Here is a 26,670-nt window from a genome sequence, read left to right as displayed (position 1 = left end):
CTCAGGCCTCCTGCTCCCGCAGGATCCGGAACAGCACGCGGCTGAGTACTTCACCGACATAACTCAGGAACAGGGTGCCCTGGCTGCTCTGGAAGTAGTTGGCATCGTGACTGCCGATCGCCAGCAGGCCCAGGGTTTCACCCTTGACCAGCGGCACCACGGCAGCGGATTGCACCTTGACGCTGCGGTCCTGGAACAGGAAGCGATTCATCGCTTCGGACAACTGGCCACAGCTGGGCAGGTTGGTTTCGATCAGCGGCTGCACCAGCGAGTCTTCAGCACGGGCCAGGGTACGAATACCGTTGCTCTTGAGAGCTTTTTCGCTAAACAGCAGCAGCTCGGTTTCATCACCGTAGAAGTCGCGGCAGAGGCTCTCTTCAATGGCGACAGCCACATCATCCAGCGTCGCCGCTTCCAGCAGGGCCAGGACCATGCGCTTGGTCTTGTCGAACTGTACGTCGTTGTACTTGGCGGCATCAATGAGTTCGGCCATATGGCCATGCAACTGCTGATTGCGCTCGCGCAACAGCGAAGTCTGGCGCTCCACCAGCGACACCGTAGTGCCACGCTGATGCGGGACATACAGCTTTTCCAACAGCCAGGTGTGCTCGGTGAAAAAATCCGGGTTCTGCGCCAGGTATTCGGCTACCTGGTCGGCACTCAGGGCGGGTTGTTCCAGTACTTCGCTCGCGTCATTCATAGATAGATCTGTCCTTCAAATACCGTTGTTGCCGGCCCGATCATCCGTACGGCTTTCCCCTCTCCGGCCCAGCGAATGCGCAGTTCGCCGCCCGGCAGGTGCACCAGCACATCTTCATCCAGCAGGCCACGCAGTCGACCTGCTACCACAGCCGCACAGGCACCCGTGCCACAGGCCAGGGTTTCACCGGCACCGCGTTCATAGACCCGCAGACGAATCTCGTTGCGGCTCACCACCTGCATGAAACCGATGTTGGCCTTTTGCGGGAAGCGCGGGTGAGATTCCAGCGCCGGCCCCAGAGTTTCAACGGGCGCAGTGTCCACATCATCCACCACCAGCACACCGTGGGGGTTACCCATGGAGACTGCACTCAGCTCCAGCGTTTGGCCATCCACGTCGATCGGGTAGATGACGGCCTGCTGCTCGGCCTGAAACGGGATTTCCGCCGGCACCAGCTCTGGCGAGCCCATATCCACATCGACCTGACGGTCCTTGAGCAGATAGATAACCGCCTGGCCACGGGCCGTTTCCACCCGAATTTCGTCTTTCATGGTGAGGCGACGATCGCGGACAAAGCGACCGAAACAGCGCGCACCGTTTCCGCAATGCTCCACTTCTGAGCCATCGGCATTGTAGATGCGGTAACGGAAGTCCATATCCGGACGGCTGGGCGGTTCGACCAGTAACAGCTGGTCAAAACCGATGCCCAGATTGCGATCGGACAGCTTACGCACGATTTTCGGCGTCAGCTTGACCCGCTGTGACAGGGCATCGATCACCATGAAATCGTTGCCCAGCCCGTGCATTTTGGTGAAACGTACCTGCATACCCCGTGTCTCCGCTCAGCCCTGTTCCGGCAGCAGCTGTTCGCCACGCATCAGGTCATTCAGGGTTTCACGCTCACGTACCAGATACGCCTGGTTGTCATCCACCATTACCTCGGCCGGACGCGGACGGGTGTTGTAGTTGGACGCCATGACGAAGCCATAGGCACCGGCAGAGCACACAGCCAGCAGGTCGCCCGGCTGCAGGTTGAGCTGACGATCCTTGCCCAGGAAGTCACCGGTCTCACAGACCGGGCCCACCAGGTCCCATGCCTTGGTTTCACCCTCTTCCCGCAGCTCCACCGGAATGATCTCCTGGTAGGCGCTGTACAGGGACGGACGAATCAGGTCGTTCATGGCACCGTCGATGATGGCAAAGTTCTTGTCACCATTCTGCTTGAGGAATTCGACACGGGTCAGCATCACACCGGCGTTGGCAGCAATGGAGCGGCCCGGTTCAAAGATCAGCTTGAGTTCACGCTCACCCAGCTTTTCCAGTACTGCAGCAATGTATTCCTGCGGGGCCGGCGGCTGCTCGTCGGTGTAGCACACGCCCAAACCACCACCCAGATCCAGATGATGGATCTGGATACCTTCGTCAGCCAATGTATCCAGCAGCTGCAGCAGGCGATCCAGCGCATCCAGGAAGGGGCTGATCTCGGTGAGCTGACTGCCGATATGGCAGTCCATACCCACAACCTCGACGTTGTCCATGGCCGCAGCACGACGATAGACCTCAGCAGCGGTATCGATGCCGATGCCGAACTTGTTCTCTTTCAGGCCGGTCGAAATATAGGGATGGGTGCCCGCGTCCACATCCGGATTCACACGGAAGGACACCGGCGCCTTGACGCCCATCTCGGCCGCCACGGTATTGACGCGGTCCAGCTCGGCATCGGATTCGATGTTGAAACAGAAGATACCCACATCCAGCGCGCGACGGATCTCGGCAGGCTGTTTGCCCACACCCGAGAACACCACCTTGGCCGGATCGCCACCGGCACGCAGTACACGTTCCAGCTCACCTGCCGACACGATATCGAAACCGGCGCCCAGGCGGGCCAGCACGTTCAGCACGGCCAGGTTGGAATTCGCCTTGACGGCATAGCACACCAGCGCATCTCGTCCTTCCAGTGCCTGGGCATAATCCAGGTAAGCGCGCTCAAGGGCATCGCGGGAATACACGTACGTGGGGGTGCCAAACTCGTCGGCAACACGGCTCAACAGCACTTCTTCGGCGTGCAGACGGCCGTTGTGGTACTCAAAATTGTCCATCAAAATCTCACTCCGATTGATGTTGCTGGGCCGATTCGTCGGGCAGATACAGCGGGCCTTTCTGGCCACAACCCGAGATGATCAGTGCTCCCATCAGGAGCAGCGGCCAACAGCGTTTCAGCATCATCAATCCCTTCATGTCTGGTTAGGCCCGGACCTGTGCCGGGCAATGAATGACCCGATTATACCCGTAGCCAGAAGGGCTGAGTACCGCCCGCGGCTGAGTTATACTCATCGACTGAAATTCAACCTGCGGAGAAATGCCGAAATGACCGAATCCGAGTTCATGACTCAGGTAGACGAAACCCTGGAGCAGATCGAAGAGGTGCTGGACGACGCCGAAGGCGATCTCGATTACGAAGGCCAGGGCGGCATGATGACAGTGACCTGCGAGAATGGCAGCCAGATCATTTTCACCCGTCAGCCACCGGTGAAGCAGCTGTGGGTCGCGACCCGTAACGGCGGCTTCCACTTTGACTACAACACTGATCAAAGCCAGTGGCTGCGTGACTCCGACGGTGCCAGCCTGAGTGAGGTACTGACCGCTGCGTTCGCTGACCAGGCGGGCGAAACACTGGATTTCAGCCCCCTGGCCCAGTAAGCACCCGCTGAGGAGATCCGGACAGGAAATCAGGACAAGAGGCGTGCGACAGCGGTTTCAAGCCGCTCCAGCGCGCCACGATTGGCCGCAACAAAGGCTTCCGCCTGCGCACCCTGCTGTTGGCGCAGTGCCCTATCCGCCAGCAGACGTTCAAGACAGGGCGCCAGCTCTGCGTCACTCTCCACGCGCGTCAGACCACCGGCTTCAATCAGGGCATCGGTGATCGCCTGAAAGTTGAAGCAGTCCGGTCCCATCACCACCGGCAACCCGAGCGCCGCCGGCTCAAGCGGATTGTGCCCCCCGGTGCCACTGAAACTGCCTCCCACTACGGCCAGGTCAGCCGCAGCATAGAACAGCATCAACTCGCCCATGGTATCGCCCAGCAGGATCTGCGTTTTGGCATCAGGCACCTGGTCTGCACTGCGCCTTACAACAGACTCACTGAAGCGGCTACAAAGTTCGGCTACCTGATCAAAACGCTCGGGGTGGCGCGGCACCAGTATCAGTGCCAGGTCCGGCTGGGCCTGTTGCAACTGCTGCCAGGCCTGCAACAGGATTTCGTCTTCGCCGGCATGGGTGCTGGCCCCGATCAACACCGGCCGCTTAGGGCCCAATTGTGCCCGTAACGCCTGCCCTGCAGACACCTGCGTTGGGTCCGGCTGCAGATCAAACTTGATACTGCCAGTGACATCCACCCGCTCGGGCGGCATGCCCAGCGCGATGAAGCGGTCGGCATCGGTCTGCCCCTGCGCCGCTATCAGACTGAGCTGCTGCAACATGGGACGGGTCAGGGCGGAAAACTTCTCATAGCCCCGCGCCGAACGGGCCGACAGGCGGGCGTTGGCCAGCACGACCGGCACTCCGGCACGGGCACACTGGTTAACCAGATTGGGCCAGAGTTCGGTTTCCACCACAATACAGAGTTCAGGGCGGATCCGGCGCAGGAAAGCGGTCAACGCCAGTGGCAGATCCCAGGGACAGAAACGTTGTTCGACAGCATCGCCAAACAACTTGCGCACCTGTTCGGCCCCCGTCGGAGTCATATTGGTCAGCAGAATGCGGTGGTCGGGGTAGCGTTCCAGCAAGCGTCGCACCAGCGGTGCGATCGCAACAGTTTCGCCCACTGAAACGGCATGCACCCAGATCACCGGCTGTTCGATAGGGGCGCCCAGGCCTAGACGCTGTAACCAGTTGCGACGATACCCCGGCGCCTTGCGGCCACGCCACCAGAGGCGCAGCAGCAATACCGGGGTCAGCAGGTAAAACAGAAGGGTATAGAGATGCCGAGCCAAGGCTTCAGGCTCCCGAGTCCGCGTCGGTCTGCAAAATATGGAAACGGGCGTAAGCCCCCTGCTGCTCCAGCAGTTCGGAGTGCGACCCCTGCTCGACGATCTGGCCGTCTTCCATCACCACAATGATATCGGCACGTTCGATGGTGGAAAGGCGGTGTGCGATCACCAGCGTGGTGCGCCCCTTGATCACCTCTTCCAGCGCTGCCTGAATGTGGCGCTCGGACTCGGTATCCAGTGCCGAAGTGGCCTCATCCAGAATCAGGATAGGTGCATCCTTGAGGATGGCACGGGCAATGGCGATGCGTTGACGCTGACCGCCCGACAGCATGACACCGTCTTCGCCCACCAGCGTATGAATGCCTTCCGGCATCTTGTTGACGAACTCGGTGACATGAGCTGCTTCGGCCGCCGCCAGAATGGCTTCTTCACTGGCATCCGCCATGCTGCCGTAGGCAATGTTCTCGGCAATGGTACCGTTGAACAACACCACGTTCTGGTTCACCAGTGCAATCTGATCCCTGAGACCATCGAGCTTGAAGTCCTGCAGCGGCAGGCCGTTCAACAACAGCTCACCACTCCAGCCATCATTGAAGCGTGGCAACAGGCTGGCCAGTGTGGACTTGCCACTGCCGGAACGCCCCACCAGCGCCACGGTTTTCCCCTGGGGTAACAGCAAAGACAGGTCGTTCAAGGCGGCCCGCTCGGTCCCCGGGTAGCTGAAACTGAGGTGGCGGAATTCGATATCCCCGATCGTTTCCACGTCACGGGAGCCCTGGTCCTGTTCTGCCGGCTCGTCCAGCACTTCAAACAGGCTTTCGGCCGCCGCGACCCCTTTCTGTACAATCGAGATCACATTGGTCAACTGGCGCAGCGGCTTGGTGATCATGCCTGCTGCAGTAAGAAAGGCGACAAAACCACCGGTGGTCAGTGTACCCATCACGTCCGGGTGCATGGCCAGAAACAGCAGTGCCGACAACGCCAATGCCACCAGGAACTGGATAATCGGCGTGTTCAGTGACTGGGTTACTACCAGTTTCATGAACTGGCGCTTGTTCTTCAGACTGGCCTGCTGAAAACGGTCTTTCTCCGCCTCTTCGCCGCCGAAGATCCGTACCACCTGATAGCCCTTGATCGACTCCGAGGCCGATTCGGTAATATCGCCTACCGACTGCTGGATACGCCGACTCAGGCGACGCATACGCTTGGCAGCAACGGACACCACCAGTGCAATCAGTGGCCCGGCCGCAATGAAAATCAGCGTCAGCTTCCAATTCAGGAACAGCATGTACCCGAGCAGGCCAACGACCGTCAAACCTTCGCGAAACAGTGTCTTGAGCGCATTGGTAACCGCGCCGGTAACCTGCTCCACGTTGTAGGTCAGTTTGGCCAGCAGCTCACCACTGGAATTGCGGGCATAGTAGTGCGACGGCAGTTTGAGCAGGCGCTCGAACACTTCGGTACGCAGGGTGTGAATCACTTCACGTCCGACAAAGGCGATGCAGTAGTTGCCGATAAAGGCTCCCACGCCCCGCAACAGGAAGATCCCCAGCACCGCCAGTGCCAGAAACCAGCGCTTGTCATATTCGTTGGCCTGAACGGTATCCACCACCATTTCCAGCCATTTGGCCGACAGCGCCTGACCCAGGCCATAGATGGCAAAACCGATAAAACTGACCAGAAACGCCAGCCACAGCGGGCGGGCATAGGTCAGCAAACGCCGATAGAGTTTCCATACGCTGGCGGATTCAAGACGTCCCTTGTCACGTTCAGGTACAGGCGCTTTCACTGCGTTAGGCTGCATCGCGTTCCACCGGGCATGTCGGTTTGTCGAACATCAAGAATCCACGCCGAACAGGTCTCGGGTGTAGATCTTGTCACAGCAATCTTCGATGTCGTCGGTCAAGCGGTTGGCGATAATTACGTCACAACGCTGCTTGAACGCGTCCAGATCCTTGATCACTTCCGAATGGAAGAACTCGTCCTCTTCCAGCACGGGCTCGTACACCACCACTTCAACGCCCTTGGCCTTGATGCGCTTCATCACGCCCTGAATGGCGGAGGCACGGAAGTTATCGGAGCCGGCTTTCATCACCAGGCGGTAGATACCAACCACGGAGGGGTTGCGGCTCAACACGGCGTTGGCGACAAAGTCCTTGCGCGTGGTGTTGGAGTCGACGATGGCGCGAATCAGGTTGTTGGGCACCTGATCGTAGTTGGCCAGCAGCTGACGGGTATCCTTCGGCAGGCAGTAACCGCCGTAACCGAATGAGGGGTTGTTGTAGTGGGTGCCGATACGTGGATCCAGGCCCACGCCCTCGATAATCTGACGCGTGTTCAGGCCATGGCTTTCAGCGTAGGTGTCCAGCTCGTTAAAGTAGGCGACGCGCATGGCCAGGTAGGTATTGGCGAACAGTTTGATCGCTTCGGCTTCGGTAGAGTCGGTAAACAGTACCGCCACCTCTTCTTTCACCGCGCCCTGCTTGAGCAGGTCGGCAAACTGCTGCGCACGCTCAGAGCGCTCACCGACGATGATGCGTGACGGGTAAAGGTTGTCATACAGAGCCTTGCCTTCACGCAAGAACTCGGGCGAGAACATCAGATTGTCACTGCCCATGCGCTCTTTAAGTTCGGCGGTAAAGCCAACCGGAACCGTGGATTTGATCACCATGACCGCGTTCGGGTTCAGCGCCATCACATCCTTCACCACGGCCTCGACGCTGCCGGTGTTGAAGTAGTTGGTCTGGGGGTCATAGTCGGTCGGCGTGGCGATCACGACAAAGTCCGCATCCTTGTAGGCCGCTTCCTTGTCCAGCGTCGCCGTCAGGTTGAGTTTGCCGGAGGCAAGAAATTCACTGATCTCGACGTCTTCGATGGGCGCTTCGCCCCGGTTCAGCTGCGCCACTTTCTCGGGCACTATGTCCAGCGCAACCACTTCGTTGTGCTGTGCCAACAGGACTGCGTTGGAAAGACCGACATATCCGGTCCCGGCTACGGCTATCTTCATCACGGTTCTCTTTCACGGTTATCGTGTCAGGTCGAATCGACCATCATACCACAGGGTCCCACAATGCACGGGAAATGATCCCCTTGCCAAGACCCACATCAGGCCAACATGGTTTGCCCGTGCTCAGGCAGGACCTTACAATAACCCCATCGCCATTCTGAAGACCCTGCACCGTGACGACAAAAACGACCTCTGCACACACGAAATTTCTGGCACCCCGCTACTGGCATATCTGGCTGGGTACCGGTCTGCTGTGGCTGTTGAACCGGTTACCACTGAGCGCACAGATTTTGCTGGGCCGCATACTGGGCCGTTTCCTGCATCGTTTTAACCGCCAGCGCCGCCATGTAACCGAAGTGAATGTGCGCCTCTGCTTCCCCGAATTGAACAGGGAAGAGCAGGCACGACTGGTACGGCGCATCTTTGAAAACAACGGTATCGGCATGTTCGAAACCGCCATGGCCTGGTGGAGCCCCAAGCGCCTGTTCGATGATCGTATTCATTTCAAGGGCCGCGAGCATCTGGATGCTGCGCTGGAACAGGGCAAGGGCGTGCTGCTGCTGGGCGCACATTTCTCCACCCTGGACCTGGGTGGTCTGCTGTTCTCCCGTTTTTATCCGGTCGACGCCATGTACCGTCGTCACAATAACGACTTGATGGAAGAGATTATCACCCGCGGCCGTCGTCGCTATTTCGGCCAGCCCATCGAGCGCTCCGATATTCGTTCGGTGATCAAGGCACTGCGCAAGAACCACATTATCTGGTATGCCCCGGACCAGGATTTCGGCCGCAAGCAGTCAGTATTTGCCCGCTTTTTCAATGTACCGGCCGCAACGATCACCGCAACCTCTCGCCTGGCGAAGCTGAACGGCTCGCCCATTTTGATGCTGGCCCAGCACCGCCTGCCCGATGGCAGTTACGAGCTGGAACTGTTCCCGGTGGTGGACGGTTTTCCTTCCGGCGATGATGAAGCCGACGCCCAGCGCATCAACGACGAACTGGAACGAGCAATCCGCAAGGACCCGAGCCAGTACATGTGGGTGCATCGTCGTTTCAAGACCCAGCCTGACGGCAAGGGACGCCTGTACAAGTGACAGTTCAGCAGCCAGCACACTGCCTGCCGGACGCCAACAACCGGTGGGGCCGATTCCTGCTGGCCGCATACCTGCTGTTTATCGCCCTGTTGCTGGGGGCTGAGAACACCAAGCTGACCAACAACTTTTTCTATCTATTTCTGATGCTGCCGGCAGTGGTGCTGGTGGCACGCCGACAGCTGCGTCCGACCCGCGCCTGCCTGTTGCTGGGGGGCTACCTGCTCTACGTGGCGCTAAGCTCTTTCTGGAACAATGCCGACCCCGGCGACAGCGCCAAACACCTCAAATATGTTGTCTATATTCTGGCGTTCGCCGCCATTACCCAACAGGTGATGGCACAGCCTGAACGTCTCAAGTGGATTGCCGCCTGGGGGCTGCTGATCAGCCTGGTGGTGGAGGCACACAGCCTGTACACGCTGATTGCCAGCGTCGGACTGGAGAGCTGGGCCCGAGACTTCCCTCGCCTGGACCAGCTGACCGGCCCCCTCAATGCGGTCTATCTGGCGCTGGCGGTTGGCCTGTTCGGCTTCATTCTGATCAGCAGCCAGGTCACCAACCCCTGGCTCGCCAGCATGCTGGTCTGCGGCCTGATTCTGCTGACCATTCCCTTGCAAAGCCGCACCCCCATTCTGGCACTGTTGCTGGCACACAGCTACTACCTGTTCAGGCTGAGAGCCTTCACTGCTTTGGCCTGCTGGGTCCTGATGCTGGCTGCTGGCGGCCTGGTTCTGGTTCTGATGATCGATCGTTTTACCGCCGAATTCGTGCGCGTTGACATCTGGCGCAACGTTGCCGGCACAATGTCGGAGCAGTGTTCCTTGCTGCTGGGCTGTGGCAACCGATATGACTTTGACGTTCAGGCTCAGGGGTTCCATTACGCCAACCCGCACAGTCTCTGGCTGTCACAGCTGTTCTATGGCGGGCTGATCGGTGTGGCTCTGCTGGCAGCCTGCCTTTGGGCACTTTATCGTCATGCAGGCCAGCTGGCCGCCTTCTGGCCGCCCGTGTTTGTCTATTGCGCCGCGACCGGATTCAGCATCGGCCATTCACTGCTTACTCATCCTGACTTCCTCTGGCTGCTGACATGGTTCCCCCTGGCACTATCGGGTATGCTTTTTCGCTCCGCTGACAGCATCAACCAGGCAAAACAACAACATGAAGCTGACACAAATACTCCTGTCCCAGTCTGAAGCCGGTGCCGAAACCTACTTCGAGAAAGTGGCCGCAGCCTTTGCCACCGACCCGGACTTCAAGCAGGAACTGATCATTGAAGAGCAACCCTCTCGGCAGCGCCGACTGGACAGTGCCGGAGTCACCTACCGCACTCTGCCGATGGGAAAAATCAGCAAGCCGCTGCTTTACAATACGCGCCTGAAACAGCATGTCAGCCGTTTTGATCCAGATGTCATCCTGACCTGGGTGAATCGGGCCTCTCGCAAGTGCCCGCCCAGCAATGCCGTGGTGATTGGCCGCCTGGGCGGCTACTACGACATCAACAATTACCGGAAATGCGACCATCTGATCGTCAACACCCCGGACCTGGTGCGCCATGTCACGGAAAACGGCTGGCCGGCGGACCGCGTCAGCATGATTTCCAACTTCGGTGAACTGCCCGAAACACTCAACGTTACCGACCCCTTGCCGGAGATTCCGGCCGATCACAAGGTCCTGCTCACGCTGGGGCGCCTTCACGAAAAGAAGGCACAGGACACCGCCATTCGAGCCATGAAGCAGATTCCCAATGCCACCCTGCTGATCGCAGGCAGCGGTGAACTGCGCTCTGAGCTGGAAGCGCTGGCGGAATCTGAGGGCGTGGCCGACCGTGTACGTTTTCTGGGCCTGCGCAAGGATGTGCGCAACCTGTTTGAACTGGCTGATATCTGTCTGTTCCCGTCCCGCTTTGAGCCCTTGGGCAATGTGGTACTCGAAGCCTGGGCCACCAACACTCCCATCGTAGCGGCGGCCAGTACAGGCCCAGCCTGGCTGATTGATCATGAAGAGAACGGCCTGTTGTTCGATATCGACGACCATGCCCAGTGCGCCGAAGCCGTGAACCGGCTGTTGGCAGATGAAACTCTCGCTGCCCGACTCACGGAAAAGGGCGCACAGAAATTCCGTGACGAATTTTCCCAACCGGTGATTCTGCAGCAGTACAAGGACCTGTTCCTGCGGCTGGCCGAAGCACACCGCAACTGACATTCACAGGGAGCTGAAACAGGATGCGGATACTACTGACCGGCGGCGCAGGCTTTATCGGCTTTCACCTGAGCCTGGCCCTGCTGAAGCGAGGGCTTGATATCACTCTCGTCGATAACTTCAATGACTACTACACACCCCAGCTGAAGCACGACCGCATCGCCCAGCTTCAACAGGCCTATCCGGGCTTGCACTGGCTTCAACTGGATATTGCCGACCGTGACGCCATGGCTCGGCTGTTTACACGGCAAACCTTTGATGTGGTGATCAACCTGGCCGCCCAGGCCGGGGTACGCTACTCGCTGGATAACCCGCATGCCTATGTCGACAGTAATCTGACCGGCTTCATGAATATTCTGGAAGGCTGCCGCCAGCAACAGGTCAAACACCTGATATTCGCCTCTTCCAGCTCGGTATACGGGATGAACAGCAAAAGCCCGTTCAGCACACACGACCGTACCGATTTCCCGGTCAGCCTCTACGCGGCAACCAAAAAGTCCAACGAGCTACTGGCCTACAGCTATAGCCATCTGTACGACATACCCACCACCGGGCTACGCTTCTTCACCGTGTACGGCCCCTGGGGGCGTCCGGATATGGCCTATTACGGTTTTACCCGCGCTATCCTCGCCGGCGAGCCGATTCGCGTCTACAACGGCGGTCACATGAAGCGGGATTTCACCTACGTGGACGACATCGTGGCCTGTATCGACCGCCTGCTTGAACGCCCGCCCGCTCGCACTCCAGCCCCCGGCTCCCACGCAGAAGCGCCCTATTCGCTGTACAATATTGGCAATCATCACCCGGTCAGCCTGCTGGACTTTATCGCTGCCATTGAGCGTGCCTGCGGGCGTGATGCCGTGAAGGAGATGATGCCGATGCAACCGGGCGATGTGCCGGCTACCTATGCCGATATCGATGACCTGGTAGCAAGCCTCGACTACACCCCGGATACCGGGATTGAGGCTGGCATCGACCGCTTTGTTCACTGGTTCCGCCGTTATCACGACTGCTAACCGCCCAAGGAATTGACATGTCCGCATCCCGCAAGCGCCTGCTGCGCGCCATTTACCGCCAGATCGCCATTATCGGTGCGCCTTTCATGCTCACCTCGGCAGGCCGTACCCGCTTCCGTGAGTTTTTCGATGACCGCATTATTGAGCTGTTTCGGGATGATATCGAAGCCTTCGTGCGCGATTACCCGGAGGTATGGAGCGAAGAGCAGACCCTGCGCCATTTGATCGAGCACCGCAGCAGTATCTGCCGCTTTGGCGATGGCGAGCTCAAGCTGATGGTGGGCGAGCGCCACAAATCCTTTCAGGACGTTAACCCTGAGCTTAATGCACGTCTGGAGCAGGTGCTGGGCAGCGATGAGCCCAACATCCTGATCGGCATTCACCCGGTACGGGATTACGAAGGCCTGGGCCGCATCTGGCAGAAATTCATTATCCGTATCGGTCGCGAGGTGTTGGCACTGCTGGATGGCCAGCGCAGCTATCCTTCCATGGGCGCTTTCCGCGTCCTGCCGGATGAATCGGAAGCTGCACTGGTGGAGCGGGTACAGCTGATCAAACAGGTGTGGCAGGGCCGCAAGGTACTGCTGGTAGTGGGCGAAAACAGCCGCTTTACCTTTGAGGAAGAACTGTTCAATAACGCCACCTCGGTGGATTTCCTCTATGCACCGGCCAAGAACGCCTTTGCCGAATACGATGATATTATCGCCCGCATCAGCGAATATGATCCGGCGGAATACCTGATCATGCCGGTACTCGGCCCCACCGCTACGGTACTGGCCTATGACCTGGCCCAGCGCGGTTATCAGGCCATCGACTTTGGCCAGATGCCGGGCACCTTCCGCCGCGCCAAGCGCAAGTTGTTCGGTGACGAGAATCACCCGTTGCCCGCACTGCGCACCACCGAGCCGTCGGCCTGATATGTCCAATTCACCCCTGTCTGCAGGAACGCCCATGCAACACGATCTGACATTGGCCATGCTGTCATGGCGCCAGCCCCGCACCCTCAAGCACTCGCTGGAGAGCTATCAGCGCCAGGGCCTGTTGGATATGGCCAAAGAAAAGCTGATTTTCTTCAATGAATGCACCGGCGAAGATCGCCGCATTGCCGAGAAATACGGCTTCACCGTGCTGCAGGCGAAGCGCAACATCGGCATCGCCAAACCGTTTCAGGAGCTGATCAAGGCGGCCAGCGGCCGTTACTTCCTGTTTCTGGAAAACGATTTCATGCTGGTGGAAGATGAAGCCACCTGCGAGCAGGAGCTGCAAGCGGCCATGGCGGCAGTAGAAACGGATATCGCCTGTGTACGCCTGCGTCACCAACACCACTATGGCGATCCGAATTACTGGCTGCTGAAGGTCTGGGAAGGTCGCAAGAGTGCCGAGCAGGCCAACCTCAACGCCACCTACCTGTTCAACGAGCCGGACCGTGAATACGACGAGATCGAGCGCGTCGAGCACCTGAACCGCACCTTCTTTGTCGCTGACTCGGGTATTGCCAACTTCACCAACAACCCCTGCCTGTATCGCACCGAGTTTCTGCGCGAACATTTCCTGCAGCGCGAATTCACCGAGTTCGACAATCTGGAAACCAATATCGAGCCCTGGTGGCAGGCGGCCGGATTACGTATCGCTCAGGGGCGCGGGCTGTTCAAACACCATCCGCTGGAGGTCAGCGGCTCCGGCTTTGCCCAGCACAAGCGGATCAAGCACTCGATCAAGCACTGGTCACACTACCTGATCCGCATCGGCTACAAGCGCCGCGTGATCAACCTGTTCCTGCTGCAGTTTCTGCCCATGCTGATCAAGGCCAACATTAACCTGGGCAACAAGGTGATGGTGAACCTGTCACTGGGACGTTACGAGAGCGAGTAAGCGCGCTACTTGCCGGTTCGCAGGGACGCGAACAAATCATCCAAAGCAGCTTTCCGCTGCGCCAGCTTTTCCGCATCCGCCAGGCTGGCCAGATCATCCATATCGGACAGCGACATGCTCGCCTTTAGCTCAACCGGCTGCAGCTCGATACCCACGGAGGAGGCGTAATCGTGGAATTTGAAGCCGCCCCCGGCAACCGATTCTGACAACTGCATCCACACCGCAGGAATCCCCAGTGCATGGGCCACGATGACGCCATGCAGCGAGGATGAGATGACACGCTCGCAAGCGGCGATTTGACGAATCACGGCCTCGGGGTAAGCCTCGGGATTAATCAGGCAGGCGGCATCGCCCTGCTGCTTCAGCAGCGCCAGCACCCGCGTATCCTGCTTATCGGCGTAATGGGGAATCACACCTAATCGGTATTGTTTGGTCACCGGTGATTTCAGCAGTTTTTCCGCCAGCAGCCCCGGATCGCCCAGCGGCAGGGACTCATCCAGCCCCAGCCGATCCCGCGACAGCTCACCTCGCACCGCCAGAAACTGCGCTTTGGGCAGACGCACCTGATGGTCTCGAATCAGCCCCGAGCCCAGCACCTGACCACTGAAGCTGTCCTTGACCCCGTCCAGAATGCTGCCGGTACTGAGCAGCTCGGCACGGTGTTTCTTCTCGTACACCGGTGTGTAGCCGTACGCCAGTAGAAGTGCCGGGGTAATCAGGTCACCGAAGTTCTTTTTTGAACCCCACCAATAGGTGCGAATACGCTGACCATGCAACAGGCCGTGGATGGCGTAGTTGAGGCGATCGCGACTTTTTTCGAGCTTCCAGGTGTTCAACAGGGACATGTGGGGTTCCGGTGATGACGAGACACAACAGAGGTGAAGTTTGATATTCTAATCGGGTTCATTCATTCAGGTACAGAGCGCACCCATGCCCCTAGCACGCCCGTTGAAGGTTGTTCAGTTATTACCGGCTCTCGAGTCGGGCGGCGTCGAGCGTGGCACCGTGGAATTTGCCCGCGAACTGGTGCGCCTTGGTCATGAATCGATTGTGGTCTCCAACGGCGGCCGTCAGGTTGAGCGACTGGAGCAGGAGGGCTCGCGCCATATCCAGCTGCCGATTCACCGCAAGTCACTCTGGTCACTGACGCAAGTGCGCCCACTGCGCCGCCTGCTCACCGAGCTGAATGCCGACATTCTTCACGTGCGCTCACGCGCACCGGCCTGGATCACCTGGCTGGCCTGGCGCAAGATGGATCCGGCCACGCGCCCGCGTCTGGTCAGCACCTTCCATGGCATGTATTCGGTCAACGCCTACAGCGCCATCATGGCCAAGGCCGAGCAGGTAATCGCCATCTCCGACTGTGTCGAGCAGTACATCCGCGACAACTATCAGGTACCTGAAGACAAAATCACCCGCATCTACCGCGGCCTGGATCCGAATACGTTCAACCACAACCCCGATACCGATGGCCTGCGCGACGAGTTTCCGCAGTTCGAGGGCAAAAAACTGCTGTTGATGCCGGGCCGGCTGTCGCGCTGGAAAGGCCAGCTGGACTTCATTGAAGTAATGCACCGCTTGCTGCAGAAGCGCGATGACTGCCACGGCATCATCCTTGGCGGTGCCGAAGCCAACAAGGAAAGCTACCGCGAGGAGCTGGAACAGCGCTGTCGCACCCTGGGAATCGAGCAGGCGATCACCTTCACCGGCCATCGCAGCGATATTCAGGCGTTCTACAATCTCTGTGACCTGACCTGCCACCTGTCCAGCAAGGCCGAGCCCTTTGGCCGCACCGTGCCCGAAGCGCTGGCAACCGGCTGTCCGGTAATCGCCTATGACCGCGGCGGTGCCAGTGAATCCCTGCATGCGGCCTTCCCCGACGGGCTTGTTCCGGCGGATGACATAGACGCCTTTGTCGAGCGTATTGATCAGCTGCTGAACCAGCCGCCCGGCGAAATCTGTCTGCCCGACGCCTTCTACCTCAAGGCGCAGGCCGAGGCGACGCTCGGGGTATACTACCGTCTGCTGGACCAGCCGGTGGCGCAGCACAACTAATTACACGGCGAAGCGATGACTTCAGCCCCACTGAACCCTCAGGATTTGGCTTAACTATGAGAATTCTCCACATCGCCTACCAACAGCTCAAACGCTACGGCCATACCCGTGTCAGCTGGGCGCAGAAGCTTACCTCGGGCCTGGTCAAGAACGACCATCTGGTACAGGGGTTCAGTGACCGTGATGTGGCGTCTTTCGAAGCGCCCTTCGGCATTCGCGATCTGGGTAAGAAAAAGGCCAACCAGCGTCTGTTGGAAACCGTGGACTCATTCGAGCCAGACCTGGTCATCGCCGGCCATTGCGACATGATTACCAACGCGACCCTGGCCGAAATTCGCAAGCGCCAGCCCAACTGCTTTATTGCCCACTGCAATAATGACCCGCTGTTCGTACCGTCCAACGTGGAACGCATCCATCACCGCGCCGAAGTCGCCGATGCCGTATTCGTCTCCACCGGTCGCCGTGAACTGAGCCAGTTTGCAGGCTCCCGCGCCCGTATCTACCACATGCCCAACCCGGTCGAGCCCTCGGTAGAATGCTTCGACAACTCGGTCAAAACCGATGCCGAGCTGCCGATCGACCTGATTTTCTGCAGCAACAGCAAGGATTTCACCAAGCGTCTGGAAATGGTCGGCCGCATGAAAGAGCAGCTGGACCCGATTATGACCTTCAAGACCTTTGGCAGCTTCGGCGAAGCGCCGGTCTGGGGTCGCGACTACGACCGCGCTCTGATGCAGAGCAAGATGGGCCTCAATTTCAATCGTCAGGAAGGCCTGCACTGGTACTCCTCGGCCCGTATGGCACAGCTGGCCGGTAACGGCATCCTGCAGTTCAGCCACAGTTCCGGCGCCTTCGACGAACTGCTGCCGCCGGAAACAGTGGTCTACTTCGATGAAGAAGAAGATTTGATCGCCAAGATTCGTGAATTCCACGCCGATGATGCCAAGCGTCAAGCCTGGGCCAGCGCCGCGCGTCGCTTCTTCCATCAGGAGATGAACTCGACGCTCTACGCCCAGTACATCGCCGAAGCCAGCACCCTGACTCCGTTCAGCCATGACTACTGCTGGGCACAGGACATCAACCTGGACGGCAGCCTGAAATGAGTTTGACGCTGGCCGACGAGCAGGCCTTTGCCCAGGGTGGCAACCGCCTCTGCTTCGTCCACCCCGAGCATGCTGATCGCTGCATCAAGGTACGCCGACCGGACTTCACGCTGGAGGACCTGCGCCGCAAGAAAGGCTTTCCCAAGTCGCTGCTGCCGCTGCACTATTTCGATGACAACCGTGAAGAGCACGAGGTGATCACAGGCCTGGCGCAGCAGCACGGTGAGCCGGTGTTTGAGCTGATCAGCCGCTGCTACGGGTTTGAAGACTCGGACCTTGGCCCGGGCCTCGTTCTCGAGCTGGTGCGGGATGCCGATGGCCAGATTTCACAGACATTGAAAGCCCAGATCTGGGGCGAAGGCTACACCCCGGACTGTCAGGCAGCGGTTGAGCATTTCTGCCAACAATGGCGCAGCCTGCAGATCCCCTCACGCGACCTGCTGCTGCACAACCTGTTGGTGCAGAAGGACAGCGAAGGCAAGGTGCGCCGCATTGTCGTCATCGACGGTCTCGGCAGCCCCAATCTGATTCCGTTCAACCGTCTGCCTGCGCCGCTTAGAGCTGCCAAGGTAGAGCGCAAGCTGGCCAACCTGCAGCAACGTATCGAGCAGACACTGGCTAAAAAGGCACGCGGCGAACAACCCGGCTATCACGGCATGGCCACCGCCCATCACCCCCAGGATAACCACAAAGGCTGACAGATGACCGATTCCAAGATGCGCGTAGCACAAGTACTGGCCGGCGCTGCCCAGGGCGGCGCGGAGAACTTTTTTGTCCGTATGGTGGCGGGCCTGAACGAGCTGGACAATATGCAGGTACGGGCGTTTATCCGTAACCATCAGGACCGCATCGACGCACTCACTCAGGCCGGTGTTGATACCCAGGGCTACCGTTTCGGATCGCCGCTGGACCTGCCCGACCGTCTGCGCTTTCGCAGTGAACTCAAGGCCTTTGCGCCAGATATCGTCATGACCTGGATGAACCGCGCCAGCGGCTACACACCCAACTCAGACGACTACATTCTGATCAACCGCCTGGGCCACTACTACAAGCTCAAGTATTACCAGCACTCGGACTACTGGGTCGGCATCAGCAAGGGCATCTGCCAGCATATGATCGACGGGGGCTTCCCGGCGGATCGCGTGTTCCATATTCCCAACTTTGCCGATGAACGCGACGTTGACCCCCTGCCCCGTGACAGCTTCAACACGCCCACGGATCGCCCGCTGATCCTGGCGGCAGGCCGTCTGCACGTGAACAAGGGCTTTGATGTGCTGCTGCAGAGCCTGACCGAAATTCCCGATGCCATTCTCTGGCTGGCCGGGTCTGGTCCGGAAGAGCAATCATTGAAGCAGTTGTGTCATCAGCTGGGACTGGACGAGCGCGTCCGTTTCCTCGGCTGGCGTAGCGATGTGACCGCGCTGATGCGCACGGCGGATTTGTTTGTCTGTCCGTCCCGTCATGAAGGACTGGGATCGATCGTGATGGAATCCTGGGCACACCGTTGCCCGATTGTGGCAACCCGCTCTCAGGGGCCGGGAGAAGTGATCACCGACGGCGAAAGCGGCCTGCTGACCCCCATTGATGATGCCAAAGCACTGACGCAGGCGATTCGCTCGGTATTGGACAGTAACGAGCTGCGCACTAAATTGGTGGAGGGTGCCGCAGAGGTGTACGCCAAGGGTTACAGCAAGCAGCACATCGTCAGCGCCTATGATGAGCTCTATCGCGAGCTGCTGAGCCGACGCTAGTCGCTGCCCAGCCAGCCTTTCTTCAGGATCACCTCGGCACAGCGCTCCGCTTCATTGAAGTCGGCTGCGGTCGAGGTGATAGCCTCCAGCTGCCAATCCGGCGCGGCACTGACGATACCTTGTTCCCGCAAGGTATCTACGCCACGGCTGATACGGTTATCGGCCTGTTCATCCAGCGTCAACACCCCCACCTTGCATCCGGCTGTCAGCGCCTCATACACCATGGAAGCGCTGTCCTGAGTCACCCAGCAGGTTTCTGTACGCGCCAGCTGCTGTGGCAGCCAGTCGGGGCCGGTATTGGCTGCCGGGACAAAACGTTCGCCTGCCAATGTAGCCAGCGCCTGCTCGGTACTCTCGGGGGTGCGCCGGGATGAACCGACCGTCCAATCGGCAGACACCTGTTGCAGCAAGGCTTCTACCTGTTCAAGCACGCGGGATTCATTCCAGCTGAAATGTTTGGAAGGGCCACCGATTAGCATGACACCGCTGTTGGCGACCTTGTCACCCGGTCGCATGCGATTCAGTGCACCGCGAGTGGGCAGGATATTGGGGCGTTGTGGCGGCTGATCATGCTCGGGGATCAGGCAAAGATCGAAGAATCCCATCGGAATCGAGGGTTTCATCAGCACCACGGCGGGGGCACGGTGCAGACGGCGCAAAGCCAGCAGTGTCATGTGGGTCGCATGGCCGGCACCGATGATCAGCGCCGGGCGCTCATCCAGTTGTGGCACGCCCATACCAAAGCACAGACGCCAGGCTTCAAAACGCCCCATGGGTGCCTGCTCGGTGATACGGACCGGGCGATGGCGGGCTATCGCTTCCGCCAGCCCACGTGACTGGTTCAGATGACCCGGTTTGCCATCACTGACTATCCAGATATCAAGCGGTTCTGCTTCACTGTTCACCCGGCGTTTCCCACCTGCAACTTCTGACCCCTGAAGGCGCTATGGTATCATTGCCGAACAACTGCTACGAAGTTCGCAACAGTATTTATCTTCTGGGCAATTCCATTTTTCGGGCGAAAGCATACAATCTAGGGATGCACCGCGCCTGGGAGCTTTGTGCGTCGCCCACCGGCCTGTTTCTATCCAGTTTGTTAGGAAGGTTTTATGTCTGCTTTTGGTTCCGTTTTCATGCCCGAGATGGCAATCACCTGGTTTGATGGTTCTCAGTGGAGCGAGCCGGAAGTGGTCCCCAGCGACAGCCTGCAGCTGCACCCCGGCGCCCATGTGCTGCACTACTCCAGCACCTGTTTTGAAGGCCTGAAAGCCTTCCGCCACGAAGACGGTTCGGTGAAGGTATTCCGCATGGACCGCAATATCCGCCGCCTGGCCCAGAGCTCAGAACTGCTGGCCCTGCCGTCTTTTGATGAAGACATGCTGGAAGCCATGACCCGTGACATCCTCACCCGCTTCAAGAGCGAAGTGCCGGCGCCTCCGGGTTCCATGTACATCCGCCCGACCCATATCGGTACCGAGCCGATTATCGGCAAGGCGGCCGTACCTTCACTGACCTCTTGCCTGTACGTATTGCTGTCACCGGTGGGCGATTACTTCACCGGTGGTGACAAGCCGCTGCGCGTCCTGCTGGACGACAAGGGCATGCGCTGCCCGCCGCACATGGGCATGGTCAAGTCCGGTGGCAACTACGCCAGCGCACTGCAGCCGATCATGAAAGCCCGCGCCGAGCACCAGGCCGACCAGGTTCTGTTCTGCCCGGGCGGTGACGTACAGGAAACCGGTGCCGCCAACTTCCTGCTGATTGACGGCAATGAAGTGATCACCAAGGCGCTGGACTCCAGCTTCCTGCACGGGGTTACCCGTGACTCCATCCTGACCCTGGCCCGCGACATGGGCATGGATGTGCAGGAACGCGAGCTGACCATCGATGAGCTGCTTGAGCGCAGTGCACGTCCGGGTTGTGAAGCAGCACTGTCCGGTACCGCGGCGGTTCTGACCTCCGTGGGCACCCTGATTCACAACGGCCAGGAATATCAGGTCGGCAATGGCGGCATCGGTGAAACCACCGTCAAGCTGCGCACCGCGCTGAACAATATCCAGTGGGGTAAGGCAGACGATAAGCACGGCTGGCTGGAAACCATTTAACTCCACGCCTTTTACCGATTAAAAAAGCCGACCCTCAGGTCGGCTTTTTTGCGTCTGGCGTTTGCGCACCTCAGTCCAGCATCACACGTTGCCAGATCTCGGCCACACCACGGCGATACTCGGTCATCTCTTCATCCCCAAGCACACCGGACTGGTTCTGCAGGCTCAAGCGGTGGCCTGCTGCGCGGTAGGCCTTGTAGGCTTCGCGCAGCAGCTCTGCCTCCTCCGCCGACAGCAGTTCTTCGGCTTCGATACTGTCCAAAATGCGGATGTTGTCGGTCCAGCGCAGCAGCTCGGGCTTATCCTGGGCGTGACGCAGCACCAGGTACTGCACCATGAACTCGATATCAACGATGCCGCCTCGATCCTGCTTCAGGTGGAAGACACGATCTTCGGTGCCCCCTGTCGCCTTGGAGCCCAGGTGTTGACGCATCTTCTCGCGCATTTCCACTACGTCTTCACGTAGTTTTGCTTCATCACGAGGCGCCGAGAGTATGGACTGGCGCAACTGCTCGAAGCGCTCTGCCAGTGCCGGACTGCCGGCCACCACTCGGGCACGGACCAGCGCCTGATGCTCCCAGGTCCAGGCGTCCTTCTGCTGATAGTCATCAAAGGCTTTCAGCGAGCTGACCAACAGGCCGGAGTTTCCGGAAGGCCGCAGGCGCATATCCACCTCGTACAGCATGCCGGAGGGCGTAAAGGTATTGAGGATATGGATAATGCGCTGGCCCAGGCGGTTGAAGAAGACACTGTTGCCGATAGAGCGGTCACCATCGGTTTCCAGGTTGGGTGAAGCGTCGTGCAGGAAGACCAGATCCAGATCCGAACCGTAGGACAGTTCGATGCCCCCCACCTTGCCATAACCGACAATCACGAAGTCCGGGTCGCAGGGCACACCCGGCGCTTTCTGCGGCACACCGTGCTTCTCGGTGAGGTTACGCCAGGCGATCTCCAGCACCGCTTCCAGCACCACCTCGGCCAGCCAGGTGAGGTAATCGCTCACTTTCATCAGCGGCAGCACGCCGGTGATGTCGGAAGCTGCCACCTTGAGCATGTGCGCATGCTTGAAGTAGCGCAGGGTTTCCATCAGCTGCTCGATATCATCTTCCGGTATGCGCAGCAGCTGCAGCCGCAATTCAGCCCTCAGGGTTTCCTGGTTGGGCGGTGCATAGAGCGTGCGCGGATCGATCAGTTCATCCAGCAATACCGGCTGTTTTGACAGCTGCTCGGCGAACCAGGCACTGGCGGAACAAAGCCGCACCAGCTGCTGCAGCGCGGCAGGGTTTTCACTGAGCAGCACAAAGTAGGCAGAGCGCCGCAGCACCGCCTGCACCAGTACCAGTACCCGCTCCAGCGTGATTGCGGCATTGTCGACCTGCCCTGCTGCCGTCAGCAGCAATGGCAGTACCGCTTCCAGTCGCTCCATGGCGACCTGCTGCAGCATCTGCACCGTACGCAACGACTTGAGGTCCTGCAGCGCCTTGAGTGCCTCAGGCGCCTGATCATAGCCCTGTTCTTGCAGGAAGCCGATGGCATCTTCATCGTCCATCAGGCCATGCCAGAGCGTTAGCCATTCGGAGCGCAGATCATCATCCTGCTCTTCGCCTTCATCCGCGGGTGCGATCACATCGGCAAAATGTCGCGATACACTCTGGCGGTGCTGATCCAGGGCCGTTGCCAGCGCATCCCAGCTTGCCTCTCCCTGGGCAAAGGCCAGACGGGCACGGCCTTCGTCATCGCCCGGCAGTTCCTGCGTCTGTTTGTCGGCAATGGCCTGGATGCCGTGCTCGACATTGCGCAGCAGGGTATAGGCATCCACCAGCTCTTTAACCGCATCTTCAGGCATACCTACTTTTTCCGGCAGCTGCGGCAGAATGTTGAGCAGTTCCCGTTGCTGCAGCTCGGCATCACGGCCACCACGAATCAGCTGGAACGCCTGCGCGATGAACTCCACTTCACGAATGCCGCCAGCACCCAGCTTAACGTTCTGGGTCAAACCCTTGCGTCGCACTTCACGGTTGATCATCGCCTTCATGTCGCGCAGGGATTCAAAGGCACTGAAGTCAATGTACTTGCGATACACGAAGGGTCGCAGCAGGCTGATCAGCTCGGCGCCCGCCGCCTTGTCACCGGCCACCACCCGTGCCTTGATCATGGCGTAGCGTTCCCACTCACGACCCTGGTCCTGATAGTAGCCCTCCATCGCCGCAAAGCTGCACGCCAGGGGACCGGCTGAGCCGAAGGGGCGCAGGCGCATGTCCACGCGGAACACAAAGCCATCGATGGTCTGGTTATCCAGCGCCTGCACCAGTTTCTGTCCCAAACGAATAAAGAAATCCTGGTTATCCAGGTTCTTGCGCTCGCCATCGGTCTCGCCATTGGCGGGGAATGAAAAGATCAGATCGATATCGGATGACAGGTTCAGCTCATGGGCACCCAGCTTGCCCATGCCCAGCACCACCATGCGTTGCGGGTGGCGCTTGCCCTCGGCATCCGGTCGTGAATGCGGCGTGCCCCAGCGCTGACACGCCTGCTGGTACAGCCATTCCAGCGCGGCATCGATACAGGCATCGGCAAACCAGGACAGTTCACGGGTGGTGCCACGCATGTCCGTCAGGCGGTTGAGGTCACGCCAGACCAGTCGCACCATTTCGCGCTGACGAAACTGGCGCAGCTCGCGGTGCAGGACCTTTTCATCGTCCACACCGGCCAGACGCTGTGTCAGTCGCTCGGCATAGGTTGCCTCTTCATAGTCATTGGCCAGGTCGCCCGTTGCCAGCAGGTCTTGCAGCCACTCCGGGTGAGCCTGCAGCTGGGTCGCGACATAGTCGCTGCCAATGAGCGCACGCACCAACTGTCGCTGCAGGGCTTCGGAGAGTGTTACTTCAGCCAGAGCGGTCTCGATTTTGGCCAGATTACGCTGCAGAAGGTCATTCAGTTGCTCCGGCACTTCAGCCAGAACGCTTGCCATCAAAGTCATTCGCTATCCTCGGTGGTTGCCTGGGCTTGCCGAAAAAGGGCGTAGCCACGCTGAGCCTTGCTCAGGTCGAAGGGGTGCAGGGGCAATTCTGATGCCAGGGCATCGGCCAGCTTGAGCAGAGCATCCGCGTCCCCGGACTTAAGTTCCAGCTCCAGTTCCATGATCGGGTCTTCCAAATGTGCGCCCTCACCCGAATACAGCACTGCGCCTCGATCCAGGGCAACTTCAATATGAGCACCTGCATAGTCCAGCAACCAGATCTCACGTTCAAAGTCGGTGGTAAAGACCGGTAGCAGGGTCAGATCGGCCGCCGCTGGCAGCGCTGCGGGCCAGATATCGGCACTCAGTCGGGTCGGATCCAGCTGCGCCGCATCGAGATCCCATTCCCACTCACCACGCTGATGCAAACCATTGATGCTTTGCCCGCGGGTTTTCAGGGTCTGGATATAGCGCTCACCCTGACGTCGAATGCGCAGGGCAACACGCGCCTTGGCCAGATCCAGTGCGGGGGTGTCGTAATAGGTGTTGAACAGGGTCTGGGGCGCACGGTGGTCTGCCTGCTGCAGCAGTGGATGCTGCCGGAGTGCCGCGACATCCTCGCTGTCCAGTCGTAGTTTCAATTCGGTTTCAGTCGCCATCGTATGCACCTCCCAGCTTGCTTTGTACCAGTCTACCCAAGGATGTGAGCTGACGGACATCAGCCATGGGTATTTTTTATGACGATACGACTACAGATCCATGACTTCAGCACGTATACTTGCGCCTGTTTTTTAGCCAACCTGCTACGAGATTTCCATGGTCAACAGTCCGATTCTGCAAATGTTTGCACGATCTCCGTTCAAGCCGATGCAGGAGCACATCGTCAAGGCGCAGGCAGGCGCCGCTGAACTGATTCCGTTTTTTGAAGCCGTGATTGCCGATGACTGGGAGGCCGCCGAGGCCGCTCAAAAACGCATCACTTCATTTGAACATGAGGCAGACGACCTCAAGCGTGATATTCGCCAGCGTCTGCCCGCCAGCCTGTTCTTGCCAGTGCCGCGTACCGATCTGCTCGAGATGCTGCGCCTGCAGGACAAGCTGGCCAACCGCGCCAAGGATATTTCCGGTCTGATGCTGGGTCGCCAGATGCAGATCCCCGAGCCGATTCAGGCGGGGCTGCTGGATCTGCTGCGCACGGCACTGAAAGCCAGTGAGCAGGCCGTCAGCGCGCTCAACGAGCTGGATGAGCTGCTGAATGCCGGTTTCCGTGGTCACGAAGTCGATATCGTCGAGCGTCTGATCACCGAACTGGACGAGCTGGAACACGACGCTGATACCCATGAGCGTCAGCTGCGTTCCTCCCTGTTTGCAGTAGAACGTGACCTCTACCCGATCGATGTCATGTTCCTGTACCAGATCATTCAGTGGGTTGGCGATCTGGCCAACCTGTCGCAGCAGGTCGGCAACCGTCTGCAGCAGCTGCTTGCCCGTTAAACAGACTGAACAAGGTTACATCACATGGATATCATTGCTCAGTACGGCCACATCATGATCATCATGGCCTGCGTCTTCGGCTTCTTTATGGCCTGGGGTGTAGGTGCCAACGACGTGGCCAACGCCATGGGAACCTCGGTCGGCTCCCGCGCACTGACCCTGAAACAGGCGATCATCATCGCCATCCTGTTTGAATTTGCCGGCGCCTATCTGGCGGGCGGAGCGGTTACCTCAACCATCCGTAAAGGCATAATTGAACCTTCGTTACTCACGGCCAACCCCGAGCTGCTTGTCTACGGCATGATGGCAGCTCTCCTGGCTGCGGGCATTTGGCTGCTAGTGGCCACTCACTTCGGCTGGCCAGTATCCACTACGCACTCCATCGTCGGTGCCATTGTCGGATTCGCGGCCGTGGGTATCTCCATGGATGCGGTGCACTGGACCAAGGTGGGCACAATCGTTGCCAGCTGGGTGGTTTCACCCGTGACGGCAGGGTTTATAGCCTTCTTCCTGTTCAGGAGCGTGCAGAAACTGATCCTGGATACCGAAGACCCCTTTACCAACGCCAAGCGTTATGTGCCCTACTACATCTTCCTGGTGGGCTTCATTATCGCCATGGTGACCTTTACCAAGGGCCTCAAGCATATCGGCCTGCACCTGAGCTGGTTCCAGAGTGCCGGCATCTCCGTCATCTTTGGCCTCTTTACCATGGGCCTGGGCGTGATGATGCAGCGCAAGATCCAGATCGATCCCAGTGCTGACCGTGACTTCCACTTCACCAGCGTGGAAAAGGTGTTCGGTGTTCTGATGCTGTTCACTGCTTGTGCCATGGCTTTTGCCCACGGCTCCAACGATGTCGCCAACGCTGTTGGCCCGCTGGCAGCTATTGTCGGTGTTGTCAGCTCCGGTGGTGAAGTGGCTCAGAAGAGCGCCATGCCGGCCTGGATTCTGCTGCTTGGCGGCGGCGGTATCGTTGCTGGTCTGGTGATGTACGGCCACAAGGTAATCGCGACGGTCGGTCAGAACATCACCGAGCTGACGCCCAGCCGTGGCTTTGCCGCAACACTGGCAGCCGCGACCACCGTTGTTGTGGCATCAGGCACAGGTCTGCCGATCTCCACTACACATACCCTGGTGGGTGCGGTACTGGGTGTAGGTCTGGCCCGTGGCCTGGCAGCCCTGAACCTCAAGGTTGTAGGCACTATTTTCGTGTCCTGGATCGTGACTCTGCCGGCCGGTGCCATTCTGGCCATCATGTTCTTCTTCATGCTCAAGGGCATGTTCTCCTGATCCGAATGGACGGCCCGCATTGCGGGCCGTCCGCGGACA

Annotated in this window: 25 protein-coding genes; 14 read left to right on the top strand and 11 right to left on the bottom strand. The window is 59.1% G+C overall.

Translation table 11 applies throughout. The features are described 5' to 3' along the window. Position 1: 1 nt before the first annotated feature. The 4 genes from BW956_RS12335 to lptM are packed head-to-tail and all read right to left on the bottom strand — an operon-like array spanning position 2 to position 2,923. On the bottom strand, positions 2-700 hold the full coding sequence (locus tag BW956_RS12335; protein WP_076462996.1) for a DUF484 family protein: 699 nt from the start codon (positions 698-700) through the stop codon (positions 2-4). After that, a complete protein-coding gene (gene dapF / locus BW956_RS12330) occupies positions 697-1,527 on the bottom strand; it encodes a diaminopimelate epimerase (RefSeq protein ID WP_076462995.1) in 831 nt (276 codons plus the stop codon). Before dapF ends, BW956_RS12335 begins: the two co-directional genes overlap by 4 nt. A gap of 15 nt (positions 1,528-1,542) precedes the next feature. Next, entirely contained in the window at positions 1,543-2,799 is a 1,257-nt protein-coding gene (lysA, locus tag BW956_RS12325) for a diaminopimelate decarboxylase (protein ID WP_076462994.1), read from the bottom strand. Between the two features lie 7 nt (positions 2,800-2,806). Continuing rightward, a complete protein-coding gene (gene lptM / locus BW956_RS12320) occupies positions 2,807-2,923 on the bottom strand; it encodes an LPS translocon maturation chaperone LptM (RefSeq protein ID WP_139327178.1) in 117 nt (38 codons plus the stop codon). A gap of 144 nt (positions 2,924-3,067) precedes the next feature. Between lptM and cyaY the strand changes: the two genes are divergently transcribed. Further along, positions 3,068-3,400, top strand: a complete 333-nt coding sequence (cyaY, locus tag BW956_RS12315) for an iron donor protein CyaY (protein WP_010324988.1) — start codon at positions 3,068-3,070, stop codon at positions 3,398-3,400. A 29-nt stretch (positions 3,401-3,429) separates the two neighbouring features. Here cyaY and waaA read toward each other — a convergent pair whose 3' ends face one another. From waaA to BW956_RS12300, 3 genes are read right to left on the bottom strand one after another with little or no spacing between them, the layout of a single operon-like run. Then, positions 3,430-4,692, bottom strand: a complete 1,263-nt coding sequence (gene waaA, locus BW956_RS12310; protein ID WP_076462992.1) for a lipid IV(A) 3-deoxy-D-manno-octulosonic acid transferase — start codon at positions 4,690-4,692, stop codon at positions 3,430-3,432. Between the two features lie 4 nt (positions 4,693-4,696). Beyond that, on the bottom strand, positions 4,697-6,493 hold the full coding sequence (gene msbA, locus BW956_RS12305; RefSeq protein ID WP_010324990.1) for a lipid A export permease/ATP-binding protein MsbA: 1,797 nt from the start codon (positions 6,491-6,493) through the stop codon (positions 4,697-4,699). A gap of 33 nt (positions 6,494-6,526) precedes the next feature. Then, positions 6,527-7,696, bottom strand: coding sequence for a nucleotide sugar dehydrogenase (locus BW956_RS12300; RefSeq protein ID WP_076462991.1), 1,170 nt, complete (start codon positions 7,694-7,696; stop codon positions 6,527-6,529). A 173-nt stretch (positions 7,697-7,869) separates the two neighbouring features. Here BW956_RS12300 and lpxL point away from each other — a divergent pair, with 173 nt between their 5' ends. Genes lpxL through BW956_RS12270 form a run of 6 tightly spaced genes read left to right on the top strand, consistent with a single transcriptional unit; the run spans position 7,870 to position 13,874 of the window. After that, the gene (gene lpxL, locus BW956_RS12295; RefSeq protein WP_076462990.1) at positions 7,870-8,790 is read left to right on the top strand and encodes an LpxL/LpxP family Kdo(2)-lipid IV(A) lauroyl/palmitoleoyl acyltransferase; all 921 of its coding nucleotides are present in this window, start codon (positions 7,870-7,872) and stop codon (positions 8,788-8,790) included. Beyond that, the gene (locus tag BW956_RS12290; RefSeq protein WP_076462989.1) at positions 8,787-9,980 is read left to right on the top strand and encodes a hypothetical protein; all 1,194 of its coding nucleotides are present in this window, start codon (positions 8,787-8,789) and stop codon (positions 9,978-9,980) included. Before lpxL ends, BW956_RS12290 begins: the two co-directional genes overlap by 4 nt. Then, the gene (locus BW956_RS12285; RefSeq protein ID WP_083703054.1) at positions 9,946-10,986 is read left to right on the top strand and encodes a glycosyltransferase; all 1,041 of its coding nucleotides are present in this window, start codon (positions 9,946-9,948) and stop codon (positions 10,984-10,986) included. Before BW956_RS12290 ends, BW956_RS12285 begins: the two co-directional genes overlap by 35 nt. Before the next feature lie 23 nt (positions 10,987-11,009). Further along, complete coding sequence (locus BW956_RS12280) at positions 11,010-12,002, top strand: NAD-dependent epimerase/dehydratase family protein (RefSeq protein ID WP_076462988.1); 993 nt, start codon at positions 11,010-11,012, stop codon at positions 12,000-12,002. A 17-nt stretch (positions 12,003-12,019) separates the two neighbouring features. Continuing rightward, a complete protein-coding gene (locus BW956_RS12275) occupies positions 12,020-12,919 on the top strand; it encodes a GT-D fold domain-containing glycosyltransferase (protein WP_076462987.1) in 900 nt (299 codons plus the stop codon). Between the two features lie 34 nt (positions 12,920-12,953). Continuing rightward, complete coding sequence (locus BW956_RS12270; protein WP_076462986.1) at positions 12,954-13,874, top strand: glycosyltransferase family 2 protein; 921 nt, start codon at positions 12,954-12,956, stop codon at positions 13,872-13,874. A 5-nt stretch (positions 13,875-13,879) separates the two neighbouring features. Here the strand turns inward: BW956_RS12270 and BW956_RS12265 are convergent, their stop codons facing one another. Further along, entirely contained in the window at positions 13,880-14,719 is an 840-nt protein-coding gene (locus tag BW956_RS12265) for a polysaccharide pyruvyl transferase family protein (protein ID WP_076462985.1), read from the bottom strand. 85 nt (positions 14,720-14,804) lie between these two features. Here BW956_RS12265 and BW956_RS12260 point away from each other — a divergent pair, with 85 nt between their 5' ends. The 4 genes from BW956_RS12260 to BW956_RS12245 are packed head-to-tail and all read left to right on the top strand — an operon-like array spanning position 14,805 to position 18,783. Next, on the top strand, positions 14,805-15,929 hold the full coding sequence (locus BW956_RS12260; RefSeq protein ID WP_083703053.1) for a glycosyltransferase family 4 protein: 1,125 nt from the start codon (positions 14,805-14,807) through the stop codon (positions 15,927-15,929). Between the two features lie 56 nt (positions 15,930-15,985). Beyond that, positions 15,986-17,032: a glycosyltransferase family protein gene (locus BW956_RS12255; protein WP_076462984.1), complete on the top strand. Its 1,047-nt coding sequence runs from the start codon at positions 15,986-15,988 to the stop codon at positions 17,030-17,032. Beyond that, positions 17,029-17,730 (top strand): YrbL family protein, encoded by a 702-nt coding sequence (locus tag BW956_RS12250; protein WP_076462983.1) that lies wholly within the window; start codon positions 17,029-17,031, stop codon positions 17,728-17,730. Before BW956_RS12255 ends, BW956_RS12250 begins: the two co-directional genes overlap by 4 nt. Before the next feature lie 3 nt (positions 17,731-17,733). Beyond that, complete coding sequence (locus tag BW956_RS12245; RefSeq protein ID WP_076462982.1) at positions 17,734-18,783, top strand: glycosyltransferase; 1,050 nt, start codon at positions 17,734-17,736, stop codon at positions 18,781-18,783. On the opposite strand, the gene BW956_RS12240 is transcribed toward BW956_RS12245, so the two are convergent. After that, the gene (locus BW956_RS12240; protein WP_076462981.1) at positions 18,780-19,688 is read right to left on the bottom strand and encodes a mitochondrial fission ELM1 family protein; all 909 of its coding nucleotides are present in this window, start codon (positions 19,686-19,688) and stop codon (positions 18,780-18,782) included. The two genes, BW956_RS12245 and BW956_RS12240, sit on opposite strands and share 4 nt — an antisense overlap. Before the next feature lie 204 nt (positions 19,689-19,892). Between BW956_RS12240 and BW956_RS12235 the strand changes: the two genes are divergently transcribed. Beyond that, positions 19,893-20,888 (top strand): branched-chain amino acid aminotransferase, encoded by a 996-nt coding sequence (locus BW956_RS12235; protein WP_010324531.1) that lies wholly within the window; start codon positions 19,893-19,895, stop codon positions 20,886-20,888. Positions 20,889-20,958: 70 nt separating this feature from the next. Here BW956_RS12235 and glnE read toward each other — a convergent pair whose 3' ends face one another. Together glnE and BW956_RS12225 are read right to left on the bottom strand one after the other, a co-directional pair. Then, positions 20,959-23,868 carry a bifunctional [glutamate--ammonia ligase]-adenylyl-L-tyrosine phosphorylase/[glutamate--ammonia-ligase] adenylyltransferase gene (glnE, locus tag BW956_RS12230; RefSeq protein WP_076462980.1) on the bottom strand — a complete coding sequence of 970 codons (2,910 nt, stop codon included), beginning with the start codon at positions 23,866-23,868 and terminating at the stop codon, positions 20,959-20,961. Continuing rightward, the gene (locus BW956_RS12225) at positions 23,865-24,506 is read right to left on the bottom strand and encodes a CYTH domain-containing protein (protein WP_076462979.1); all 642 of its coding nucleotides are present in this window, start codon (positions 24,504-24,506) and stop codon (positions 23,865-23,867) included. The genes glnE and BW956_RS12225 overlap by 4 nt, the downstream gene beginning before the upstream one ends. A gap of 157 nt (positions 24,507-24,663) precedes the next feature. Between BW956_RS12225 and BW956_RS12220 the strand changes: the two genes are divergently transcribed. Continuing rightward, entirely contained in the window at positions 24,664-25,341 is a 678-nt protein-coding gene (locus tag BW956_RS12220) for a TIGR00153 family protein (protein WP_010324534.1), read from the top strand. Between the two features lie 24 nt (positions 25,342-25,365). Further along, a complete protein-coding gene (locus BW956_RS12215) occupies positions 25,366-26,631 on the top strand; it encodes an inorganic phosphate transporter (protein ID WP_010324535.1) in 1,266 nt (421 codons plus the stop codon). The last annotated feature ends 39 nt before the right edge of the window (positions 26,632-26,670 follow it).

The sequence above is a fragment of the Marinobacterium stanieri genome (genome assembly GCF_900155945.1).
GTDB classification, from domain to species: Bacteria; Pseudomonadota; Gammaproteobacteria; order Pseudomonadales; family Balneatricaceae; genus Marinobacterium; species Marinobacterium stanieri.
The sequence above is the reverse complement of the archived record's forward strand: the minus strand, read 5'-3'. Positions and strand labels throughout refer to the sequence as shown.